The following is a 20045-nucleotide window of genomic DNA, read 5'->3' as shown; positions in this document are numbered from 1 at the left end:
CGCGCCGGTGTAATATATGCTCAACAGATTCGATGCAGGGGTGCCCGGCGGCAACGTCGGCGCTGAGAGGGCGCAAGCCTAACCCTTTGAACCTGTCCAGGTAACGCTGGCGTAGGGAGCATCTCTCGTGCACGGACGAGGGCGCCATCTTCTACGGTAGCGTCCTCGTTTTTCGTTGCATAGGAGAGAATATGATCGAACAGAAACAGCTCGAAGCATCTATCGCGAAAGCTGCCGCCGACGTGCGCGCCAACAATCCCCTCGCCGGGTCCATCACCAACACCGTCACCATCGATTTCGTGGCCAACGCCCAGCTCGCCGTCGGTGGCTCGGCTGCCATGGTTTATCTGCCCGACGAGGGTGAAACCCTGGTTGCCGCAGGCGGCGCCGTGTACCTGAACATGGGCACGTTGTTCCCTATCTACGAGGAAACCATTCCGCGTACGGCGGCAGCGGCGCAGGCCGCCGGCAAGCCGTGGGTGCTCGATCCGGTGGGAATCGGCATCGGCAGCCTGCGCACCAAGCTGCTGTCCGAGCTCAAGCAGCATAAGCCCGCCATCGTGCGCGGCAACGCCTCCGAGATCATCGCGCTCGCCGGCCTGTGGGGTCTCGAGGGCACGGCCGACGATCTTTCGCGCGCCCGCGGCGTCGACACCGCCGATACGGTGGAGGCTGCACGTGCGGCGGCTATCGCGCTGGCTCGCTATACGGAAGGCGCCGTTGTCATCTCCGGCGAGTCCGACCTGGTCACCGACGGGCATTCGGTCGTCATCAGCCATGGCGGCAGCGCGCTTATGGGCAAGGTCACCGGCTTCGGCTGTTCTCAGGGCGGCGTGCTTGCCGTATACGCTACGCAAACTGATCCGTTCACGGCCGCTGTTGCCGCGGTGAACCACTACAATCTGGCGGGTGTCGCGGCTGCAGCCGCCGCCGATGCTCCGGCAAGCTTCAAGGTGGCCTTCATCGACGAGCTGTTCCGTGCAACCCCCGAGGCGATTGCCGGCAACTCCATCGAGATCCAGGAGGCGTAGCATCGTGAACACGCTGGTTGCCGTGGCCATCGCCCCGTTCGGCGTGGGCGATGAGCTTGCACCCGAGGTGGCCGAGGTGGTTCGCGTTATCCGCGAATCGGGTCTGCCCAACAAGACCTATTCGATGTTCACCGAGATCGAAGGCGAATGGGACGAGGTTATGGCCGTGGTTCGCAACGCCACGTTCGTCTTGGCTCAGAAGGGCATCCGCACTGAGGTTATCCTGAAGGCCGATGTGCGCCCTGGGTTCGAGAACATGATGGAGCAGAAGGTTCGAAGCGTCGACGCGATCCTTGAAAGCGACGTCGCCGACGGAGATGCCGAAAAGGGGGAATAGCATGAGCATGCGAGATAATCTGGATATTTCCGCATATCTGGTCCTGGGCCCGGAAAACACCTTGGGTAGACCCGTTGCCGACGTGGTTGCCCAGGCCGTCGCGGCAGGGTTCACGTGCGTGCAGGTCCGCTCGAAGGAGTGTTCGGCTCGCGAGCTCATCTCCTGCACGGCCCAGGCATCCGAGGTTATACGGCAGGCCGGTGCGCAAGACCGAGTGGCGCTGCTCATCGATGACCGCTTGGATGCGGTGTACGCTGCCCGTCAGCAGGGAATAAAGGTTGATGGCGTGCATGTTGGCCAGACCGATATCCCCGTCGAGGCGTGCCGCGCCCTGCTCGGCCCTGATGCGGTGGTCGGCCTTTCCGCTCGCGCGGATGAGATGCTCGAGTACGTGAAAACCGCCGACATGTCGCTGGTCGATTATCTGGGCGTCGGCCCGCTGCATGAAACGCCTACGAAAACCGATTGCGGTTTGGCGGCCGATGGCACCATTATCACGAAAAGCCTTGAGGATTTGGCGGCGCTTCATCAGGCAAGCCCGGTTCCCATCGTTGTTGGCGGGGGAGTAAAGGTGGCTGACATCCCAGCCGTTGCGCAAACCGGCGTCGACGGCTTTTTCGTGGTATCCGCGGTATGCGCCGCGCCCGACCCGCATGCAGCTGCTCAAGAACTCGTGCAAGCATGGAACGCAGCGAAGCAAGCTAGCTAACGCGAACTGGAGCAAATGCAATTAAGGCCCGCTCAATCGAGCGGGCCTTACCTATATATATGCGTTGGAAGCGGTGCGCTCCTTGCGAACGAAATGCCTCTTATCGCGTTAGCGGGGCGTGTGGGTTCAGGCATGAAAGCCAGTGAACCTGTTGCTTTGGTACGATGGCGGGTTTTCCATCGAAAGCGACCGTCTGCTCAGGGCGTTCGGCTTAATCCTGCAGCAGCTTCTCCGCGTACGCCAGCTTCACGCAGCAAACGAACACGTCGAGCGCTGCATCCAGCTCCTCGACGGGCGGCAGGCTGGGGGCGATGCGGATGTTGCTGTCGGCCGGGTCCTGCTTGTAGGGCCAGGTGGCGCCTGCGCCTGTCATGGTGACGCCGGCGTCTTTGGCAAGCTCCACGATCCGCTTCGCGCATCCGGTGGGGGCATCGAACGAGACGAAGTACCCGCCGCGCGGCTTGCTCCAGGTGCAGCCGCCGATATCGCTTAGGCCCTCGGACAGCTTGCGGTCCACCAGCTCGAACTTGGGGCGCAGGATGGCGGCGTGCTTGGCCATATGCTTCGCCAGGCCTTTACCATCGTGCAGGAACTTCACGTGACGCAGCTGATTGAGCTTGTCGTGGCCGATGATCTGCGGGCTCATATGCGCCTTCATGTCCGCGATGTTGGCGCTGCTTGCCGCCATTGCCGAGATGCCCGCACCGGGGAAGGTGACCTTGCTGGTTGAGGCGAACTTGAAGCAGCGGTTGGGGTTTCCGGCATCATCGCAAGCGCGGCGGATGTCGAGCAGCTGATCTTGCTGCGCCGCGTCGTCGCTCAGGTGATGGATGCCGTACGCGTTATCCCAGAAGATACGGAAGTCGTCGGCCGCGCAGGGCATGCCGGCCAAGCGGCGCACCACCTCGTCGGAATAGGTTGCGCCGCTGGGGTTGGAATATTTCGGTACGCACCAGATGCCCTTGATCGAAGCATCTTCGGCAACCAGGCGCTCCACCTCGTCCATATCCGGGCCGTCCTCGTTCATAGCAACGGGAATCATCTTGATGCCGAAGGCCTCGGTCACGCCGAAGTGCCTATCGTATCCGGGGCAGGGGCACAGCCATTTCACTTCGTCGAGCTTGCACCAAGGCGTATGACCCAGCGTGCCGAACATCCAGCAACGAGCCATGGTGTCGTACATGATGTTCAGGCTGGAGTTTCCGAACACCACCACATGTTCGGCGTCATCGTCGAGCATAACGGCCATAAGGCGCTTCGCCTCGGGAATGCCGTCGAGCACGCCGTAGTTTCGGCAGTCCGTGCCATCTTCGGCGGTGCAGTCGTCGACATCGACGATGCACGTGAGCATGGGCATGCTCAGGTCAAGCTGTGCGCGGGAGGGCTTGCCGCGCGCCATGTTCAGAGCCAGCCCCTTCGCCTTGAAAGACTCGTATTCGCGGGTGAGCGCATCGCGCGTTGATTCCAACGCTTCGTGGGCAAGCTCTGCGTAAGCTGGCATCGTGGTGCATCCTTTCGCCGTTTGCGGGGTAAGAACAATCGAAAACACCTACCTGAGGTAGGCAAAGTCAAGTATAATCCCAGCGTCAATGTAAACAATCGACCGGCCGTTAAATGCGTCCGTTTCCCGGATTTCGGCGATGCCGGCTGGAGGGCCGTGCGGTTTGCCTGGGGGATGGGCTTGAAAACGGCATAAGGGGCGGGCACAGAACATGGAATCGAATGATTTGCTGGTCGTTTTGGCCATGGTTGTCTACTTCGTCGTGGTGCTGGCGGTGGGCTTCTCCTACGCCAAGCGCTCGAACTCCTCTACCGATGAGTACTTCATCGGCGGTCGTAAGGTGGGCCCGTGGTTCACTGCGCTTTCCGCCGAGGCCTCCGATATGTCGGGCTATCTGCTCATGGGCATCCCCGGTCTTGCTTACTTCTTCGGCGCCTCCGAGGCCATGTGGACCTGCATCGGCCTTGCTATCGGCACGTATTTGAACTGGCTGTTCGTGGCCAAGCGCCTGCGTCAGTACTCCGAGCGCGTGCATGCCATCACCATTCCGGCCTTCTTCTCCAACCGCTTCCATGATAAGAAGAACATCCTGTCCACGGTTGCAGCGGTCATCATCTTGCTGTTCTTCTGCGTCTATACGGGCAGCTGCTTCGTCACCTGCGGCAAGCTGTTCCACACGCTGTTCGGCATCGACTATGCGGCCATGATGATCTTCGGTGCCGTGGTGGTGTTCGCTTATACGCTGGTGGGCGGGTATCTTTCGGTTGTGGCAACCGACTTCATCCAGGGCTGCTTGATGTTCTTCGCGCTTGCCGTGGTGCTTATCGGCTCCATTGCCTCCGTCGGCGGCGTCGATGTGACGGTGGCCTTCCTGCAGAACATCCCCGGCTTCTTGAACGGCGGGCAGCTCACCACGCCCATTATGGATGCTGCTACGGGCTTGCAGGCGGTCCAGGGTGATCAGCCGCTGTTCGGCGAGCCTACCGATTTCGGCATCCTCACCATCATCTCCACCTTGGCTTGGGGCCTTGGCTACTTCGGCATGCCGCAGGTGCTCGTGCGCTTCCTGGGCATCCGTTCTGCTGAGGAGGTTCGCCAGTCGCGCATCATCGCCGTGGTGTGGGTCGTCATCTCCATGGTGTGCGCCCTGTGCATCGGCTTCATCGGACGCGCCATGCTGCCCACCTATTTCGGCACCAATGCGGCTGCTGAGAACATCTTCATCGTGATCGCCCAAATGATCCTGCCCGCCTTCATGTGCGGCGTGGTGGTGTCCGGTATTCTTGCGGCTTCTATGTCCTCTGCTTCTTCGTATCTGCTCATCACTGGTTCCTCGGTTGCCGAGAACATCTTCCGCGGCATCATCAAGCGCGATGCCACCGATCGTCAGGTCATGATCGTTTCCCGCATCACGCTGGCCGTGGTCATGATCATCGGCATCGTCATCGCCCTTGATGAGAACTCCGTCATCTTCCGTGTCGTCTCTTATGCCTGGGCGGGCCTTGGCGCATCGTTCGGCCCGCTTGTGCTGTGCAGCCTGTATTGGCGCCGCACGAACCTGCCCGGCGCGCTCGCGGGCATGCTCGGCGGTGCGATCACGGTGGTGGTTTGGCATAACCTCATCAAGCCGCTCGGCGGCGTGTTCGGCATCTACGAGCTTCTGCCGGCTTTCATCGTCTCGCTTCTCTGCATCTTCGTGGTCTCCAAGCTCACGGCAGAGCCCTCGCAGGAGATTTACGATGAGTTCGATCACTACACCGAGGCGCGCATGGATGAGGATGTGAATCCTACGGCTGCATAGCCGTACGTGGCGCATATATAGGTATCCAAACGGGGAAGGGGGCTTCAGGTTTCCTTCCCCGTTTCGCGTTTTCGGGGATCTGCGTAAAAGCATACGCATGAACTGGTTTTATGAACGCATGCACACAAGCGTTTTTCCTGCAACCGTTCTCCGTGCTATCATATGCGATGCTAATGCCCGTAATCACAGTACCTAAGCTCAATCTAGGAGGTTCTTGGATGAGCCAATCTATAATCGATCTCAGCAGGCGAGCATTCATCGGCGGCGCAGCAGCGCTTGGCGCCACGTCGCTTATCATCCCCGAGTTCGCGTTTGCTGAAACGGCCGCCGAGAAGCAGGCCGAGGCGGATGCCGTTCGCAATCAGCTGGTCGGCTTGCAGGCCGATCTCGAAACTGCCGGCGAAAACTACTATGCCGCTCTTGACGAGCAGGAAAGCGCCCAGCGCTCCATGGAGGAGCAGCAGGTTAAGATCGACGAGACCACTGAGGAAATCGAGGGTCTGCAAGATCGCCTGAGCACGCGCGCCCGCAGCATGTACCGCTCCGGCTCCACCACGTTCATCGATTTTCTGCTGGGTGCTTCCTCTTTTGCCGAGTTCACGCAGAATTGGGAGCTGCTGAACCAGATCAACGCCAACGACGCTGATCTGGTCGACCAGACCAAGGCCGCTCGCGAGCAGCTTCAGGCGGCTAAAGACGAATTTGCGCGTCAGGAGCAGATCGCTGCCCAGAAGGCTGCGGAATGCAAGCAAATCCACGATGAGGTTCAGGTCAAGGTGCAAAACGCCACCGATCTTATGAACTCCCTTGACGAAGAGGCGCGTGCCCTGCTTGAGCAGGAGCAGGCTGCGGCCGCTGCCGCAGCGGCTGCCCAGGCACAGGCAGAGGCGGAGGCTGCAGCTGCAGCTGCCGGCGGTAACGGCGGCAGCAACCAGGGCGGCGGAAGCAACGATGGCGGCAACCAGGGCGGCGGCAACGATGGCGGCAACCAGGGCGGCGGCAACCAGGGTGGCGGCGGCAATGATGGCGGCGGAAGCACCATCGTCTATCCTGGCGGCGGCTCCGCGGGAGACAATAGCGCCGCGTATTCCTACGCTTGCTCGCGTATCGGTTGTCCGTACGTTTGGGGCGCCGAGGGACCTGATTCGTTCGACTGCTCCGGCTTGGTCACGTGGGCATATCGTCAGCTTGGCATTGAACTGCCGCATCAAAGCGAGGCTCAGATGGCTCGTGCTACTCGAGTGGTATCCGTCAGCGAGGCGCGTCCGGGTGATGTTTTGTGGCGTTATGGCCACGTGGGAATCGCCGGCGGCTACGGCGGAACTCCCTATGTGCATGCTCCCACGTTCGGCGCATGTGTCCGCAATACCGACTCGCTTTCGTGGTCGAACTTTACGAACGCACTGCAGTTCTAGAAGATACAACCTCATGTGCATGCAACCGAGGGAAGGCAAAGGCCTTCCCTCGGTTTGTATTTAGGGTGCATCGTGGACAGGCGATATATAGGAGGAGTAGCCGTGTCTTCAATCGAACCAAAGCAACACCATGCTGAAGGCAACGACCGTCCGCTCGGGTTTTTCGTTCTCCCAACAGTGCCAAGCAGCAACATACCTAAAGCTGAGCAGGGGAAATAGCAAATACCGTGCGAGCAAGGCCGAAGCAATCCTGTAGAAGAAGTTCCATCTTTCAAAAAAAGTTGAAAAAAGGGGTTGCCACAACGTCTACTATCCCGTAATATACTACCTCGCTTGCGGAGCTCACGACAGCGAGCTTCGAAGTGGAACGCCTGCTGGAAAGCCGAACAGCTTACAGCAACGGGTGATAAGTATTCAAAGCTTTGCGAAGGTTTGAAGAGGATACACCCGGGGCCGTGTAAAGGGTTGACACGGTTTCTCAGCTAGCGTATGATTCCACTGCTCGCGCGTTCGGGTTCTCACCGATCCGCAAGCAGGCAGCTTGATAAATGCACATGAATTAAGCAGCGAAACATGGGCGTGTGCCCGAGTGGTTAAAGGGGACGGGCTGTAAACCCGTTGACTCTGTCTACCTAGGTTCGAATCCTAGCGCGCCCACCATCTTTCGCCTGTGTAGCTCAGTCGGTAGAGCACTTCCTTGGTAAGGAAGAGGTCGTCGGTTCAAGTCCGATCGCAGGCTCCAGCTTTTTGGCGGTGTAGCTCAGTTGGTTAGAGCACACGGTTCATACCCGTGGCGTCACTGGTTCGAATCCAGTCACCGCTACCAATACATACACTGCGCCCGATTTATCGGGCGCTTTATTTTAGATTCGTTTCGCGAAAGCGATCCTTATAAGGAGGATGAAACATGGCTAAGGAGAAGTTCGAGCGTTCCAAGCCGCATGTTAACATCGGCACCATCGGTCACGTTGACCACGGTAAGACGACGCTGACTGCTGCTATTTCCAAGACGCTGTCCGAGAACGACGGCTCCCATGGCACCGCTCACGCTGACTTCACCGCCTTCGAGAACATCGACAAGGCTCCCGAGGAGCGCGAGCGTGGCATCACGATCTCCATTGCTCACATTGAGTACGAGACCGATAAGCGTCACTATGCTCACGTTGACTGCCCTGGTCACGCTGACTACGTTAAGAACATGATCACCGGTGCTGCCCAGATGGACGGTGCTATCCTGGTTATCGCTGCTACTGACGGCCCTATGGCTCAGACCCGCGAGCACATCCTGCTCGCCCGTCAGGTTGGCGTTCCCTACATCGTCGTGTTCCTGAACAAGTGCGACATGGTCGACGACGAGGAGCTCATCGAGCTCGTCGAGATGGAGACCCGCGAGCTTCTGTCTGAGTACGAGTTCCCCGGAGACGACATCCCGGTCATCCGCGGTTCTGCTCTGAAGGCTCTGGAGGGCGACAAGGAGTGGCAGGACAAGGTCTGGGAGCTCATGGACGCTGTTGACTCCTACATCCCCACGCCGGAGCGCGACGTTGACAAGCCGTTCCTGATGGCTGTCGAGGATACCATGACCATCACCGGCCGTGGTACCGTTGCTACCGGTCGTGTCGAGCGTGGCGTTCTGCATGTGAACGACCCGCTGGAGATCGTCGGTATTAAGGAGACCCAGAACACGGTCTGCACCGGCATCGAGATGTTCCGTAAGCTGCTCGACGAGGCTCAGGCTGGCGACAACATCGGCTGCCTGCTCCGTGGCATCAAGCGCGAGGACATCGAGCGCGGCCAGGTTCTCTGCAAGCCTGGTAGCGTGACCCCGCACCAGAAGTTCGAGGGCCAGGTCTACATCCTGACCAAGGAAGAGGGCGGCCGTCACACCCCGTTCTTCGATGGCTATCGTCCGCAGTTCTACTTCCGCACCACCGACATCACTGGTGTTGCTCACCTGCCCGAGGGCACCGAGATGGTTATGCCTGGCGACAATGTGACCATCACCGCTGAGCTGATTCACCCGGTGGCAATGGAGGAAGGCCTCCGCTTTGCTATCCGTGAGGGTGGCCGCACTGTTGGTTCTGGTCGAGTGACCAAGATCATCGCTTAGTTTTAAGCTGCAGTGTTTAAAGGGCCCGCTTTCGGGCGGGCCCTTCTTTAAGATTCATGTGTATGCGTTCAAGCTTGTTTGAATACGGCTTATAAGGAGAGTTCATGCGCACGATGGTTACCTTGGCGTGTACGGAGTGCAAGCGCCGTAACTACACGACCAAGAAGAACAAGCAGAACAACCCTGATCGTATCGAGTTGAAGAAGTATTGCAAGTGGTGCCAGAAGCACACGCTGCATAAGGAAACTCGATAGTTTTCAGAGGTTAGCACGGGCATAGGCCAGTAGCTCCAATTGGTAGAGCGGCGGTCTCCAAAACCGCATGTTGGGGGTTCGAGTCCCTCCTGGCCTGCCAGCTCGAATAGCGAGCAGCTTGTAGTCAGGTTGCTAAATTGATCAGCAGCTTGATGCCAGGCTGCTTGTTTGGCGTTTAGAGGTAAAACGATCCCTAAAGGAATCAGATGGCTAAGAAATCAAAAACTCAGCGTGCGAAGGCCTCTGCCGCTCGCGCCGCTCGCAAGGAAGCTCGTCAGGCCGAAGCTGCTGCTGAGGCATTGAAACAAGCTCAGGGCGAAAGCGCTGATACCGAAGCTCCTAAGAAGAAGCTGTTCGGTAAAACTTCTCAGGCTGCTGATTCTGCAAAAGACGCCAAGCAGAGCAAGGCTGTTGAAAAGAAGGCCGAGAAGAAAGCTGCTAAGCCTAAGAAGAAGCGTTTCCAGTTCCTCAGGGATGTTAAGGCTGAGATGAAACGCGTTACTTGGCCCAGCCGTCAGGACGTTCTTCGTTGGAGCGTTGTGGTAGTTGCCGCACTTCTCTTCTTCGGTATTTATGTTGCTGTTCTTGACAATGGCATTATCACGCCGCTGTTGTTTTTGATTTCCGGATTGGGGGCTTAAGGCATGTCGAAGAAATGGTATGTGCTTCACACCTACTCCGGCTATGAGAACAAGGTGAAGACGAACCTTGAAACCCGCATCGAAACCATGGGTCTTGAGAACAATGTCTTCGCTATCGAGATTCCTACGGAGACCGTTACTGAGATTAAAGAGGGCGGTCGTCGTAAGGAAAGCGAAAAGAAGGTGTTTCCCGGTTACGTGCTGGTTCGTATGGAACTCGATGATCGTAGCTGGGCTGCTGTTCGCAATACTCCCGGTGTTACCGGTTTTGTCGGCGCCGATAGTAAGCCCGCGCCGCTTACTCGTGACGAGTACAACAAGATTATGAAGCGTACTAGTCACGAAGCCCCGAAGAAGACCTCAACTAATCTTGAAGCAGGGCAGGCTGTCAAGGTTGTTTCCGGTCCTTTGGCCGAGTTTGACGGTGTTGTTTCGGAGGTTATGCCTGATGCCGGTAAGGTGAAGGTCATGGTTTCGATTTTTGGTCGTGAAACCCCGGTGGAGCTTTCGTTCGATCAGGTTTCCTGCATATAGAATGGTCTCTGCAGTTTTAAGGCGTGCCCGCGTGGACCGGGGCTTCTCATTCCTTAGGCTGTGAAGATATATAGTGCAAAAGCATTTTGAAAGGTAATTAGAATGGCTGAGAAGAAAGTTACCGGCTTCGTTAAGCTGCAGATTCCTGCTGGCGCTGCGAATCCGGCCCCGCCCGTCGGCCCGGCTCTGGGTGCTCAGGGTGTCAACATCATGCAGTTCTGCCAGGCGTTCAACGCTCAGACGCAGGAGCAGAAGGGCACCATCATCCCTGTTGAGATCACGGTGTACGAGGACAAGTCCTTCACCTTTATCTGCAAGACCCCGCCGGCGGCCGTGCTGATCAAGGAGAAGCTGGGCCTGAAGTCCGCTTCCGGTATCCCGCAGCTGAAGTTCGTGGGCACCCTTACCCAGGATCAGCTTCGCGAGATCGCTGAGATCAAGCTCCCCGACCTGAACGCTAACGACATCGATGCTGCTATGCGTATCGTTGCCGGTACCGCTCGTTCCATGGGCGTGCGTGTCGAGGGCGTCGAGATGAAGAAGACCTACGTGCCTTCTAAGAAGCTGGCCGCTATCCTCAGGGGCGAGGCTTAAGAATTTCGCATCGTTTGATGCATTAGATTTTGGACAGTGGAAGGGCTTTGCGTTAGAAGCCGCATAAGCTCGCTACGAACCACGAAAGGAACTATCATGGCAAAGCATTCCAAGGCTTACCGCGCTGCTGTCGAGAAGATCGGCGATGCCACCTACGCTCCGCTTGAGGCGTTTGCAATGGTGAAGGAAGTCGCAACCACCAAGTTCGATCAGACCATCGAGGCTCACTTTCGCCTGGGTATCGATACCCGTCAGGCTGATCAGCAGCTGCGTGGTACGGTCTCCCTGCCGAATGGCTCTGGTAAGACCGTCCGTGTTGCCGTCTTCGCTGAGGGCGCTGCAGCTGACGCCGCTCGTGAGGCTGGCGCTGACATCGTTGGCACCGACGAGCTGACTGCTCAGATCCAGGCTGGCGAGTTCAACTTCGACGCTGCCGTTGCTACTCCTGATCAGATGGGCAAGGTTGGCCGTCTGGGCAAGATCCTCGGCCCCCGCGGTCTGATGCCGAACCCGAAGCTCGGCACCGTCACCCCGAACGTTGCTCAGGCTATCAAGGAGCTCAAGGGCGGCCGCGTGGAGTATCGTGCTGACCGTTATGGTATTGCTCATGTCATTATCGGCAAGGCCAGCTTCACTCCCGAGCAGCTCGCTGAGAACTACGGCGCTGTTTACGACGAGATCCTGCGCATGAAGCCTGCTGCTGCTAAGGGCAAGTACGTTAAGTCCGTCAGCGTTTCCGGCACCATGACCCCGGGTGTTGCTGTCGACTCTTCCGTGAACAAGAACTACACGGTTGCTGCTGAATAAGCATCTCAGCCATTTCAGCTTATAAGGAGCGGTCCTTCGGGGCCGCTCTTTTCGTATACTCAGAACAGTTTAGAGAGGCATGCGCGTTCCTCGATCGGCTAATAACAAATGCAAACATCCCATGCAATGATGATGCCTACGTATATGATGTGCGCCTAGTTACCCATTGTCTACTCTTGTATCGGTTGCTGATTATGCTGGAGATTATTGTCAAGAGGTTTGTGCACAAACTGCATGCATGTGCTGCGAGCTGGATGAGACTAATGAAAGCCTCTATCATTCGAGTGCGGTAGGCGGGAATCGGCAGAGTGCTGGCTTGGGTGCGGATTTGCAGCTCATTGATGAGTCGAGAGTACACGGTTTGAGCCAATACTGTTTTAGGTGCGGCGAGTAGGCTATTAGAAATTTGGTTGCGGGATCATAGCGTTATAGCTAGCAAATAGGTTTGATACCATTGACTTGTTTGCAGATTGCAGATTGCAGATTGCAGATTGCAGATTGCAGCTGTTGAGGCTATTGGGTTAGGAGCATAGGTCATGTCGGTTATCTTGAAGTCTCCTGGTGAGATCGAGGCTATGAAGGCTGCAGGGCAGCTTTCCGCCGAAGTGCTGCGCAAGGTAGGGGAGTTGGTAAAGCCCGGCGTCTCTACTTTGGAGCTTGATGAGTTCGCCGAAACCTATATCCGCGAGCATGGCGGTATTCCGGCATTCAAGGGGTATGGTGGATTTCCGGGGACGATCTGCGCATCGGTCAACGAGCAAATCGTTCATGGCATTCCCTCGAAAAAAGTTGTGCTTCGAGACGGCGATATCCTTAGTGTTGACACCGGTGCAACTGTTGATGGTTGGGTTGGCGATAACGCCTGGACGTTTGCGGTTGGGAAGATCTCCGAGCAAAAACGAAAGCTCCTCAAGGTTACCGAGGAATGCATGTGGGCAGGTTTGGATTGCGCTGTCGCTGGCAACCATTTAGGCGATATCGGCCATGCTGTGCAGTCGATTGCCGAGAATGCCGGGTTCGGCGTAGTTCGTGAGTATGTTGGCCATGGTGTTGGCAGAAACATGCATGAAGAGCCGAACGTCCCTAATTATGGACACAGGCATTTTGGTATGAAGCTGCAGGTTGGTATGGTGCTGGCTATCGAGCCTATGATCAATATGGGAACAAGAAAAGTGCTTCAGGGCAAGGATGGGTGGCTGGTAAGCACGCGCGATGGTATGCCCAGCGCGCACTTCGAGAAGATGGTCGCCATTACCGAAGACGGACCTGTGATTCTCACCACCGAACCAGACCATAGGCGTCCTCTGTAGCAAGTGCCCAAGGTATGCATAGTAAAGGGGTGCAGCGTGCATATGTGCTGCATCCCTTAGCTTTACGGGAAGAGAATTGGCAAGGCCTTCTACTTCAGCTGCTTTCCGTTCGTGTCCCAGTAGAACCGCTTGAACTTGCGAATCTGGTTCAGGTGCATGATCTTCGCCCACATATTGTGCTTGAAGGAATCGGGCGCGTAATGCAGCGGGTAGGGCTCATCGGTGGCCTTCAGGGCTTTCAGCGCCTGAGTAAGGCGCTCCTGGTTATCCATGCTGCGTTTGAGCACGTAGGCAGGCACGCAACAGTACAAGAACGGGTTATAGGCCTCGTGGTACTCCACCGGCTGGCCCATGACGAACTCACGCACGATCAGCTCGACGAAGTTCTGCCCGCCAAGGCTCATGTAGTAGGTGTTGCGCCCGCAGCGAGTGTTCACCTCGAAGAAGCGGAAACTGCCATCACGGCTGTCGTACTTGATGTCGAAATTGGCAAAGCCGCGATAGCCCACATGCGACAGGAAACGCTTGGCGCAAGAGATGATGGCCTCCTCGCGCTCTCCCATGATGCACAGCGGGTTTCCAAGCGCGGTGGGGTCGTGATCCTGCAGGCATACCACGCCACCGGCGACTACGCGCAGGTCGCCGGAGGCGTCCGAGAACGTGGTGAGCGTGCGGATGGCGTCGTCGCCGCCGGGGATGAAGTCCTGCAGCACCAGAAGGTTGTTGTAGTCCGACGTACGGATGATGCGCCAAACCTGCGCAAGTTCTTCGGGGCTTTCGATCTCATAGATCTTTCGCCAGCCTTCGATGGAGGGCTCGGCGTCTTGGAACTGTGCCGAGTTGGAAGGTTTGGCGATCAGCGGGTAGGGGAACTCGCTGACGGGAAGCTCGTCAGGGCCGTTGCCGCAGTCGAAGTACCAGGTTTTCGGGAACGGGATGTCAAGCTCCTCGCAGATCTCGTAGAAGCGCCGTTTCTGCGTGATGTCGTCGAGCAGGGGAAAATCGATGTACGGGACCACGTAGCCAAGGTCCTGCAGGCGTTGCTTGCCCTGCGAGAGCATGCGGGCGTGGCAGTCATCGCAGCCCAAGATGAGCAGCGTCTTCTCCGGATGCGCCCCATGAACATCTTGGGCGATGCGCTCAAGCGCGTTGTATAGGCCTTCCTGCTCATGGATGTGCGGCTCCAGGCGATAGTCCGTGAAACGGCTTTCAGAGAGCATCTTGATGTTTTGCGTGGCGAGCACGATGGTGCTTTCGATACCGAAGGCACGATGCAGCTCGCGCACGTAGCTGTATGCAAGGATGTCGCCGCCTACCACCACCGGTTGCAGCAGGCGCGCCACATCCTCGGTGCGGGTGATAGGTGCGGGATCGACGTGTGCGGTCATGAAATCTCCTTTGAGATCCGATAACGTATGCAGCCTTGCATTATCGCACACGCCGGCAACTGCGCGTAGGCGTGACGCGCGTTTCGTGGAAAGTGCCCATAGGGCGGGTCGGTGGCGTATGATGAGCAAATGCATAAACGCCGGTCGGCGAACCTGTAAGAGAAGGAGCTTTCCAAAGCATGTGCGGATTCGTGGGATTCACCGCCGTTGATTTCGACGAGGGCGTCAATCGCGCCATCGTCAAGGACATGGCGGATCGCATTATCCATCGCGGCCCTGATGATGAGGGCTTTTTCGTAAACGATGATGTGGCTATGGGCTTTCGCCGCCTGTCCATCATCGACCTTGAGGGCAGCCACCAGCCCATGCAGAACGCCGACGGCAGCGTGACCGTCACGTTCAACGGCGAGATCTACAACTTCCAGGAGCTGCGCGCCGAGCTTGAGGGCATGGGCTATCAGTTCAAGACCAACGGCGACACCGAGACCATCGTGCACGGCTACGAGGCTTGGGGCACGGGCGTGTTCGAGCGCCTGCGCGGCATGTTCGCCATCGCCATTTGGGACGCTAAGGAAAAGCAGCTGGTGCTTGCGCGCGATATCTTCGGAATCAAGCCGCTGTACTACCAGCATGAGGGTAATCGTCTGATCTGGGGCAGCGAGATCAAGTCCTTCCTGGCACACCCGCGCTTCAAGAAGGAACTCAACCGCGAGGCCCTGCCGCAGTACCTGTGCTTCGAGTACATGAACGACTCGCAGACCATGTTCAAGGACGTCCATAAGATGACGCCCGGTCATTTCATGGTGCTCAAGGACGGCAAGGCCACCATCGAGTGCTTCTACAAGATCACCTACAAGATCGATTGCTCGAAGGGCCTTGAGGAATGGGCCGACATTATCAAGGACACGTTCGACGAGAGCGTGCGCGCTCATGAGATCGCCGATGTGGAGATCGGCAGCTTCCTGTCCGGCGGCATCGACAGCTCGCTGGCGGCGTACTGCATGGGTCAGCATCATGACGAGGGCGTGAAGACGTTCTCCGTGGGCTACGACATCACCGGCAGCGAGGAGCAGCGTGACAAGGCCGAGAACGCCGGCTTCAAGATCAAGCTGGACGAGCTCAAAGATGCGCGCGAGTTCGCTGAGTGGTCGGGGCTTTCCAACAAGGACGTGCAGGTCACGGCCAAGGAGTTCTTGGATATCGTTCCCACCGAGCAGTATCACATGGATGAGCCGCTCGGTGCGCCGTCGGCCATTCCGCTGTACTTCGTCAGCCAGCTTGCCTCCAAAGAGGTGAAGGTGGTGCAGTCCGGCGAGGGCGCCGACGAGCTGTTCGGCGGCTACTGGATCTACCACGACCAGTACGAGTTCTCCAAGTACTTCAAGGTGCCCCGTGCGCTGCGCGCGGCCGGCGGCGCGGTTGCTCAGAAGCTGCCGCCGTTCCACGGACGTCACTTCGCCATGCGCGGTTCGGGCGGCCCGGAGAAAAGCTATCAGCGCGCGTGCATGAACTATATGTGGGACGAGGTCCCCAACGTGCTGAAGGGTTACAACGGCCCGTGCAAGCCGTGGGAATGGTGCAAGCCGCACTTCGACGAGGCTGCGGTGCAGACGGGCGGCGGCGACGTCATCACGCAGACGCAGTACGTGGACATGGTCTCCTACATGCCCTATGACATCTGCCTGAAGGCCGACCGCATGTCCATGGCGCACTCCCTTGAGCTGCGCGTTCCCTTCCTGGACAAGAAGGTGCTCGATGTGGCCCTGCAGTTGCCCACCGACTGCCGCGTCACCGACGAGCATTCGAAGTACGCGCTGCGCCGTGCGGCGGCCCACCTGGGCTTCCCGCAGAAGGTGGCGGACATGCCCAAGCAGCCGTTCATCACGCCGCTGACCGTGTGGCTGCAGACCGACCTGTATTACGAGCGCATCAAAGAGGCGTTCACCAGCCCCGCTGCGCACGAGTTCTTCAACGTGGACTACCTGATGAAGATGCTTAACGACCATCGCAGTGCCGATTTCAGCACGCAGGAGGGCCGTTCCAAGCTCAAGATGATGCGCATCTGGAACGTGTACTGCTTCCTGTGCTGGTACGAGGTGTTCTTCGGCGAGACGTCGAAACAGTACGCCCCGAAGACGCAGGTGGCGTAAACGGGTCTGCGCGTGAGCGCGTTGATGCGCGGGCGTGCGGGCTCATCGTTGGGAATGGGCAGATAGTGCTACGTCCCCAATGTGTCCATTTGCATAGTGGAATGAGAAACGGCCGCGGATGGTTCCGCGGCCGTTTACGTTATGAGGAGTACGCCCGTTTGAGAAGGGCTATTTGTCCCAGGCGATGAAGGCCCAGGTGATCACGCGGGGGTTGCGCAGACGCAGCGCCTTTTGCACGCCGCCGTGGCCGTCTGGCGATCCGGCGTGCTCGTTGGGCACGAGGTTATCGTTGAGCCAGGCGTGCAAGCGCACGTAGGCGGCTTGGCGCTGCTGCTCGCCGACGACGGCGCCGGCGGCCCCGTCGATCATGCGGCGCAGGCTTTCTGCAGCCTGCTCGGGGGTGTCGAAGGAGTCGTTGCGCTCGGAGCGGATGAAGTCGACCTGGGGGAGGATTCCTTCTGCGGCCAGGATGTTGATGGCGTACAGGTAATCGGGGCACAGCGCGTCCTTGAGCCCGAGGTCTGCCATGATGCGCTCGTCGGTACGGGGACTCGAGCCGGTGGTCAGCGTGATGCACACGCGCCGGCGCGCGATGTCGGTGAGGCGCAGCAGGCTGTCACGCAGGTTGGCGGTGGCGATGCTGCGCGAGGCGGTGCACACGTCCACCATGCCCGGGCGCACGCCTTTGGCCGCCCAATCTTCCTCCCAGCTCAGCTGCATGGGGAAGACCGTGTGGACTTCGGTCTGCTTAAGCGCTTCCGACATGCGGTCGAGCATGCCGCGCGAAAAATCGGCAGCGACCACTTTGTGGCCGGCCAGCCCGAGCGGCACGGCAAGGGCTCCGGTGCCGCATCCCATGTCGAAGACGGTTTCCCTAGGCTGGATATCCGCCAGCTCGATGAAACGTCGAGCGTAAGCGCTGGGTTCGGTGCTGGTTGGGAAGGTGCGGGAGCGGGAGTCCCAGTAGGAGGGGTCGTCGGCCTTGCGGCGCGCCTGTTGCAGAGCCATCCATTCCGCGTTCCAATCGGTGGTGGTGAGCTTCGGGTTGAACGGCTGCACGTTGATGGCGGGTTCGGTGCCGATTTCATTGGCTGGATCGCTCTCGCCGAATGGCCCGGTGGATGCCGGGGCCTGGTCGAGCCGGCTGCTGCCCGTTTGGTCGGCGGATGTGCCCGCGAGGGCGCGGTGGGAGCGCTCCGCCTGTTCGAAGGAAGAGGCGGGTTCGGACGTGTTCTTTCCAGCCATTTTGAGCATCCCTTTCACGAAACGGCCTGGCGGCCGATATATTCGTTAGCATGTATTCCCATAGTATCCGATTGCGGGGCTTGCTATGCGAGGGCCGGGCAATCGTTCTCAGATAAGGAGCATACCATGCACGTAGAGCTGCTCTACCATACCCCTGATCCGGAGCGCGCTATCGCCACGGCCGCGCGCCTGTGCTATGCGCCCGTAGGCGCTGCCGAGCTGATGGAGACCATGCCGCCCGAGCGCATCAAGAGCGTGCTTACCACCATCATGTCCTCGGGGCATTTCAGCACCCTTGAGCATGCAAGCTACACGTTCGCCGTCGACGGCGTGTCGCGAGCGCTCACGCATCAGCTCGTGCGCCACCGCATCGCCAGCTTCAACCAGCAAAGCCAGCGTTATGTGAAGTTCACGGGCGATGTGGCGGTGGTCAAGCCCGAGAGCATCGCGGGCAATGCCGAGGCATCCGAGGCGTTCGACAAGGCAATCCAGGCTGCGGTGGACGCCTACCATGCGCTGCTCGAGGCGGGCGTGCCCGCCGAAGACGCGCGCTATCTGCTGCCCAACGCCGCGGAGAGCAAGATCGTCATCACCATGAACGTTCGCGAGCTGCTGCACTTCTTCAGCCTGCGCTGCTGTAACCGTGCTCAATGGGAGATCCGTGACATGGCGCATCGCATGCTGGAGTTGGCGCGCCCCACGGCTCCGTTCATCTTCGCCGACGCCGGCGCGCCGTGCGTGCGCGGTACGTGCCCGGAGGGCAAGATGACCTGCGGTAACCCGTATCCGAAAGTCACGCGTGAGTAACGTGGCGAAACTTAAGAGCGATCTTTCCCGCGCGTTTTCCGAGGACGGCGCGCGCAAGACGCACGTGGGCGGCCAGGCGCTGCTCGAGGGCGTGATGATGCGCGGCAAGTACAACTGGGCCGTGGGCGTGCGCGAGCCGGATGGCGGCGTGTACGAGGAATCCCATGACCTGGCAAGCGGCCGTGCGAAGAACGGCTGGATGTATTGGCCGTGCGTGCGCGGCTGCCGCGCCATGGTGGAATCGCTGGTGCTGGGCTACAAGGCGCTGGAAATCGCCGCGCTCCATGCGTTCAACGAGGACGAGGAAGACGAGGCCGATTCAGCCTCTACGCAGCGAGCGAAGGCGACCGGCTCTGACCGAATGGCTGCGAAGGCTGCGGCTTGCGAGCCTGCGGCGAAGTCCGACGGAGATGCGGTGTTCGGCAAGAAGGAAATGGCATTCTCCATGGTGCTGGGCCTGGTCATGGGCGTGGTGCTGTTCATCGTGGCGCCGGCGTTCATCACGAACCTGCTGGTGGGCGAGTACGATGCGCACACGCTGGCCTGGAACATCGTGGATGGCCTTTTGCGAGTGGCCGTGTTCGTGTTCTACATTTGGCTGATCGGGCGCATGAGCGATATCAAGCGCATGTTCGGCTATCACGGCGCCGAGCATAAGACCATCCACTGTTACGAGCATGGGCTGCCGCTCACCCCGGAAAACGCGCGGCAGTTCCCGCGGCTGCACGTGCGCTGCGGCACGGCGTTTCTGATCATGGTGATGATCATCGCCATTTTGGTGTACACCGTCACGCCGCTCAACACGCTCATCTCGGCGTGGGGCGTGCCCGACGGCGCCCCGAAGCTGGCGCTCGTCATTGCGGCGCGTATAGCGCTGATGCCGGTGATCGCGGGCATCAGCTACGAGATCACCGTGCGCTGGGCGGGTAGCCATCCGGAAAACCCGCTGGTGAAGGTGGTGCTGTGGCCGGGCATGCAGATGCAGTACCTGACCACCAACGAGCCCGACGACGGCATGCTCGAGTGCGCCATCGCCGCCATGCAGCAGGTGCTTGAGCGCGAGGAGCTTGAGGCAGCGAAAGCCGCTGCCGCTGCCAGGGGTGCTCAGGCGTAGGCGGGACAGGTTGTTATAAGCGAAAGGGAAGGCGGCTTGCGAGGGGATCGCAAGCCGCCTTCTGTATGTTGGGCGATGTTAAGGATGGTCGCCGGCAGCGAACGGGGCAGGTTACGGGAAGCCCCGATACGCAAAGTTGCGTCTGGGAATTTGGTGTTAGGGACCTCCGGCTTCGGCTCGAAGGCGCTCGCGCTCGCGCTCGACCAGGGTTTCGGTTTGTGGGGCGCAGGCTATGGATCTTGAGCGGAAATGCGATGCAGGCAAAAGGAAGGCCCTTCCCAAGATGATGCCCGGGAA

18 protein-coding genes, 4 tRNA genes and 1 riboswitch are annotated in these 20045 nt (G+C 59.0%); of the genes, 19 read left to right on the top strand and 3 right to left on the bottom strand.

Annotated features, from left to right (window positions below):
* The first annotated feature begins 26 nt into the window (after positions 1 to 26).
* A riboswitch (TPP riboswitch) is annotated at positions 27 to 135 on the top strand.
* Positions 136 to 191: 56 nt separating this feature from the next.
* From thiM to SFHG_RS05570, 3 genes are read left to right on the top strand one after another with little or no spacing between them, the layout of a single operon-like run.
* A complete protein-coding gene (thiM, locus tag SFHG_RS05580; RefSeq protein ID WP_042434739.1) occupies positions 192 to 1031 on the top strand; it encodes a hydroxyethylthiazole kinase in 840 nt (279 codons plus the stop codon).
* Between the two features lie 4 nt (positions 1032 to 1035).
* Positions 1036 to 1368: a thiamine-binding protein gene (locus SFHG_RS05575; protein ID WP_042434736.1), complete on the top strand. Its 333-nt coding sequence runs from the start codon at positions 1036 to 1038 to the stop codon at positions 1366 to 1368.
* A 1-nt stretch (position 1369) separates the two neighbouring features.
* Positions 1370 to 2077: a thiamine phosphate synthase gene (locus tag SFHG_RS05570; RefSeq protein ID WP_042434733.1), complete on the top strand. Its 708-nt coding sequence runs from the start codon at positions 1370 to 1372 to the stop codon at positions 2075 to 2077.
* A gap of 211 nt (positions 2078 to 2288) precedes the next feature.
* On the opposite strand, the gene SFHG_RS05565 is transcribed toward SFHG_RS05570, so the two are convergent.
* Entirely contained in the window at positions 2289 to 3578 is a 1290-nt protein-coding gene (locus tag SFHG_RS05565) for an aspartate aminotransferase type Ic (protein WP_042434731.1), read from the bottom strand.
* Positions 3579 to 3789: 211 nt separating this feature from the next.
* Here SFHG_RS05565 and SFHG_RS05560 point away from each other — a divergent pair, with 211 nt between their 5' ends.
* The 13 genes from SFHG_RS05560 to map all read left to right on the top strand — a co-directional run bounded on the left by SFHG_RS05560 (position 3790) and on the right by map (position 13044).
* Positions 3790 to 5379, top strand: coding sequence for a sodium/proline symporter (locus SFHG_RS05560; RefSeq protein ID WP_042434728.1), 1590 nt, complete (start codon positions 3790 to 3792; stop codon positions 5377 to 5379).
* Between the two features lie 218 nt (positions 5380 to 5597).
* Positions 5598 to 6794: a coiled-coil domain-containing protein gene (locus SFHG_RS05555; RefSeq protein ID WP_042434725.1), complete on the top strand. Its 1197-nt coding sequence runs from the start codon at positions 5598 to 5600 to the stop codon at positions 6792 to 6794.
* 575 nt (positions 6795 to 7369) lie between these two features.
* Positions 7370 to 7454, top strand: a tRNA-Tyr gene (locus SFHG_RS05550).
* Positions 7455 to 7460: 6 nt separating this feature from the next.
* Positions 7461 to 7536, top strand: a tRNA-Thr gene (locus SFHG_RS05545).
* Positions 7537 to 7543: 7 nt separating this feature from the next.
* Positions 7544 to 7620: transfer RNA gene (locus SFHG_RS05540), tRNA-Met, on the top strand.
* A gap of 81 nt (positions 7621 to 7701) precedes the next feature.
* Complete coding sequence (gene tuf / locus SFHG_RS05535; RefSeq protein ID WP_042434723.1) at positions 7702 to 8904, top strand: elongation factor Tu; 1203 nt, start codon at positions 7702 to 7704, stop codon at positions 8902 to 8904.
* 104 nt (positions 8905 to 9008) lie between these two features.
* Positions 9009 to 9158, top strand: coding sequence for a 50S ribosomal protein L33 (gene rpmG, locus SFHG_RS05530; protein ID WP_042434722.1), 150 nt, complete (start codon positions 9009 to 9011; stop codon positions 9156 to 9158).
* Positions 9159 to 9181: 23 nt separating this feature from the next.
* A tRNA-Trp gene (locus SFHG_RS05525) sits at positions 9182 to 9258 on the top strand.
* Between the two features lie 106 nt (positions 9259 to 9364).
* Positions 9365 to 9799, top strand: coding sequence for a preprotein translocase subunit SecE (secE, locus tag SFHG_RS05520; RefSeq protein WP_042434720.1), 435 nt, complete (start codon positions 9365 to 9367; stop codon positions 9797 to 9799).
* 3 nt (positions 9800 to 9802) lie between these two features.
* A complete protein-coding gene (nusG, locus tag SFHG_RS05515) occupies positions 9803 to 10333 on the top strand; it encodes a transcription termination/antitermination protein NusG (protein ID WP_042434717.1) in 531 nt (176 codons plus the stop codon).
* 102 nt (positions 10334 to 10435) lie between these two features.
* Positions 10436 to 10927 (top strand): 50S ribosomal protein L11, encoded by a 492-nt coding sequence (gene rplK, locus SFHG_RS05510; RefSeq protein ID WP_042434714.1) that lies wholly within the window; start codon positions 10436 to 10438, stop codon positions 10925 to 10927.
* Positions 10928 to 11023: 96 nt separating this feature from the next.
* Entirely contained in the window at positions 11024 to 11734 is a 711-nt protein-coding gene (gene rplA, locus SFHG_RS05505) for a 50S ribosomal protein L1 (RefSeq protein WP_042434711.1), read from the top strand.
* Positions 11735 to 12270: 536 nt separating this feature from the next.
* Complete coding sequence (map, locus tag SFHG_RS05500) at positions 12271 to 13044, top strand: type I methionyl aminopeptidase (protein ID WP_042434709.1); 774 nt, start codon at positions 12271 to 12273, stop codon at positions 13042 to 13044.
* Between the two features lie 89 nt (positions 13045 to 13133).
* Here map and SFHG_RS05495 read toward each other — a convergent pair whose 3' ends face one another.
* A complete protein-coding gene (locus SFHG_RS05495; RefSeq protein ID WP_042434707.1) occupies positions 13134 to 14432 on the bottom strand; it encodes a carboxylate--amine ligase in 1299 nt (432 codons plus the stop codon).
* Between the two features lie 179 nt (positions 14433 to 14611).
* Here SFHG_RS05495 and asnB point away from each other — a divergent pair, with 179 nt between their 5' ends.
* Positions 14612 to 16582 carry an asparagine synthase (glutamine-hydrolyzing) gene (gene asnB, locus SFHG_RS05490; protein ID WP_042434705.1) on the top strand — a complete coding sequence of 657 codons (1971 nt, stop codon included), beginning with the start codon at positions 14612 to 14614 and terminating at the stop codon, positions 16580 to 16582.
* Positions 16583 to 16750: 168 nt separating this feature from the next.
* Here asnB and SFHG_RS05485 read toward each other — a convergent pair whose 3' ends face one another.
* Positions 16751 to 17827, bottom strand: a complete 1077-nt coding sequence (locus SFHG_RS05485) for a methyltransferase domain-containing protein (RefSeq protein ID WP_202898109.1) — start codon at positions 17825 to 17827, stop codon at positions 16751 to 16753.
* A gap of 126 nt (positions 17828 to 17953) precedes the next feature.
* Here SFHG_RS05485 and thyX point away from each other — a divergent pair, with 126 nt between their 5' ends.
* Both thyX and SFHG_RS05475 read left to right on the top strand, forming a co-directional pair.
* Positions 17954 to 18634, top strand: coding sequence for an FAD-dependent thymidylate synthase (gene thyX / locus SFHG_RS05480; RefSeq protein ID WP_042434702.1), 681 nt, complete (start codon positions 17954 to 17956; stop codon positions 18632 to 18634).
* A gap of 1 nt (position 18635) precedes the next feature.
* Positions 18636 to 19748: a DUF1385 domain-containing protein gene (locus SFHG_RS05475; protein ID WP_042434699.1), complete on the top strand. Its 1113-nt coding sequence runs from the start codon at positions 18636 to 18638 to the stop codon at positions 19746 to 19748.
* The last annotated feature ends 297 nt before the right edge of the window (positions 19749 to 20045 follow it).

The organism is Senegalimassilia anaerobia JC110 (assembly GCF_000236865.1).
In the GTDB taxonomy this organism is placed as follows: domain Bacteria; phylum Actinomycetota; class Coriobacteriia; order Coriobacteriales; family Eggerthellaceae; genus Senegalimassilia; species Senegalimassilia anaerobia.
The sequence above is the reverse complement of the archived record's forward strand: the minus strand, read 5'-3'. Positions and strand labels throughout refer to the sequence as shown.

What these genes read in the sequence shown, in the direction of transcription:
- thiM (WP_042434739.1), top strand. Translation starts at nt 192, where the DNA reads ATGATCGAACAGAAACAGCTCGAAGCATCTATCGCGAAAGCTGCCGCC.
- SFHG_RS05570 (WP_042434733.1), top strand. Translation starts at nt 1,370, where the DNA reads ATGAGCATGCGAGATAATCTGGATATTTCCGCATATCTGGTCCTGGGC.
- SFHG_RS05565 (WP_042434731.1), bottom strand. Translation starts at nt 3,578, where the DNA reads ATGCCAGCTTACGCAGAGCTTGCCCACGAAGCGTTGGAATCAACGCGC.
- SFHG_RS05560 (WP_042434728.1), top strand. Translation starts at nt 3,790, where the DNA reads ATGGAATCGAATGATTTGCTGGTCGTTTTGGCCATGGTTGTCTACTTC.
- SFHG_RS05555 (WP_042434725.1), top strand. Translation starts at nt 5,598, where the DNA reads ATGAGCCAATCTATAATCGATCTCAGCAGGCGAGCATTCATCGGCGGC.
- tuf (WP_042434723.1), top strand. Translation starts at nt 7,702, where the DNA reads ATGGCTAAGGAGAAGTTCGAGCGTTCCAAGCCGCATGTTAACATCGGC.
- rpmG (WP_042434722.1), top strand. Translation starts at nt 9,009, where the DNA reads ATGCGCACGATGGTTACCTTGGCGTGTACGGAGTGCAAGCGCCGTAAC.
- secE (WP_042434720.1), top strand. Translation starts at nt 9,365, where the DNA reads ATGGCTAAGAAATCAAAAACTCAGCGTGCGAAGGCCTCTGCCGCTCGC.
- nusG (WP_042434717.1), top strand. Translation starts at nt 9,803, where the DNA reads ATGTCGAAGAAATGGTATGTGCTTCACACCTACTCCGGCTATGAGAAC.
- rplK (WP_042434714.1), top strand. Translation starts at nt 10,436, where the DNA reads ATGGCTGAGAAGAAAGTTACCGGCTTCGTTAAGCTGCAGATTCCTGCT.
- rplA (WP_042434711.1), top strand. Translation starts at nt 11,024, where the DNA reads ATGGCAAAGCATTCCAAGGCTTACCGCGCTGCTGTCGAGAAGATCGGC.
- map (WP_042434709.1), top strand. Translation starts at nt 12,271, where the DNA reads ATGTCGGTTATCTTGAAGTCTCCTGGTGAGATCGAGGCTATGAAGGCT.
- SFHG_RS05495 (WP_042434707.1), bottom strand. Translation starts at nt 14,432, where the DNA reads ATGACCGCACACGTCGATCCCGCACCTATCACCCGCACCGAGGATGTG.
- asnB (WP_042434705.1), top strand. Translation starts at nt 14,612, where the DNA reads ATGTGCGGATTCGTGGGATTCACCGCCGTTGATTTCGACGAGGGCGTC.
- SFHG_RS05485 (WP_202898109.1), bottom strand. Translation starts at nt 17,827, where the DNA reads ATGGCTGGAAAGAACACGTCCGAACCCGCCTCTTCCTTCGAACAGGCG.
- thyX (WP_042434702.1), top strand. Translation starts at nt 17,954, where the DNA reads ATGCACGTAGAGCTGCTCTACCATACCCCTGATCCGGAGCGCGCTATC.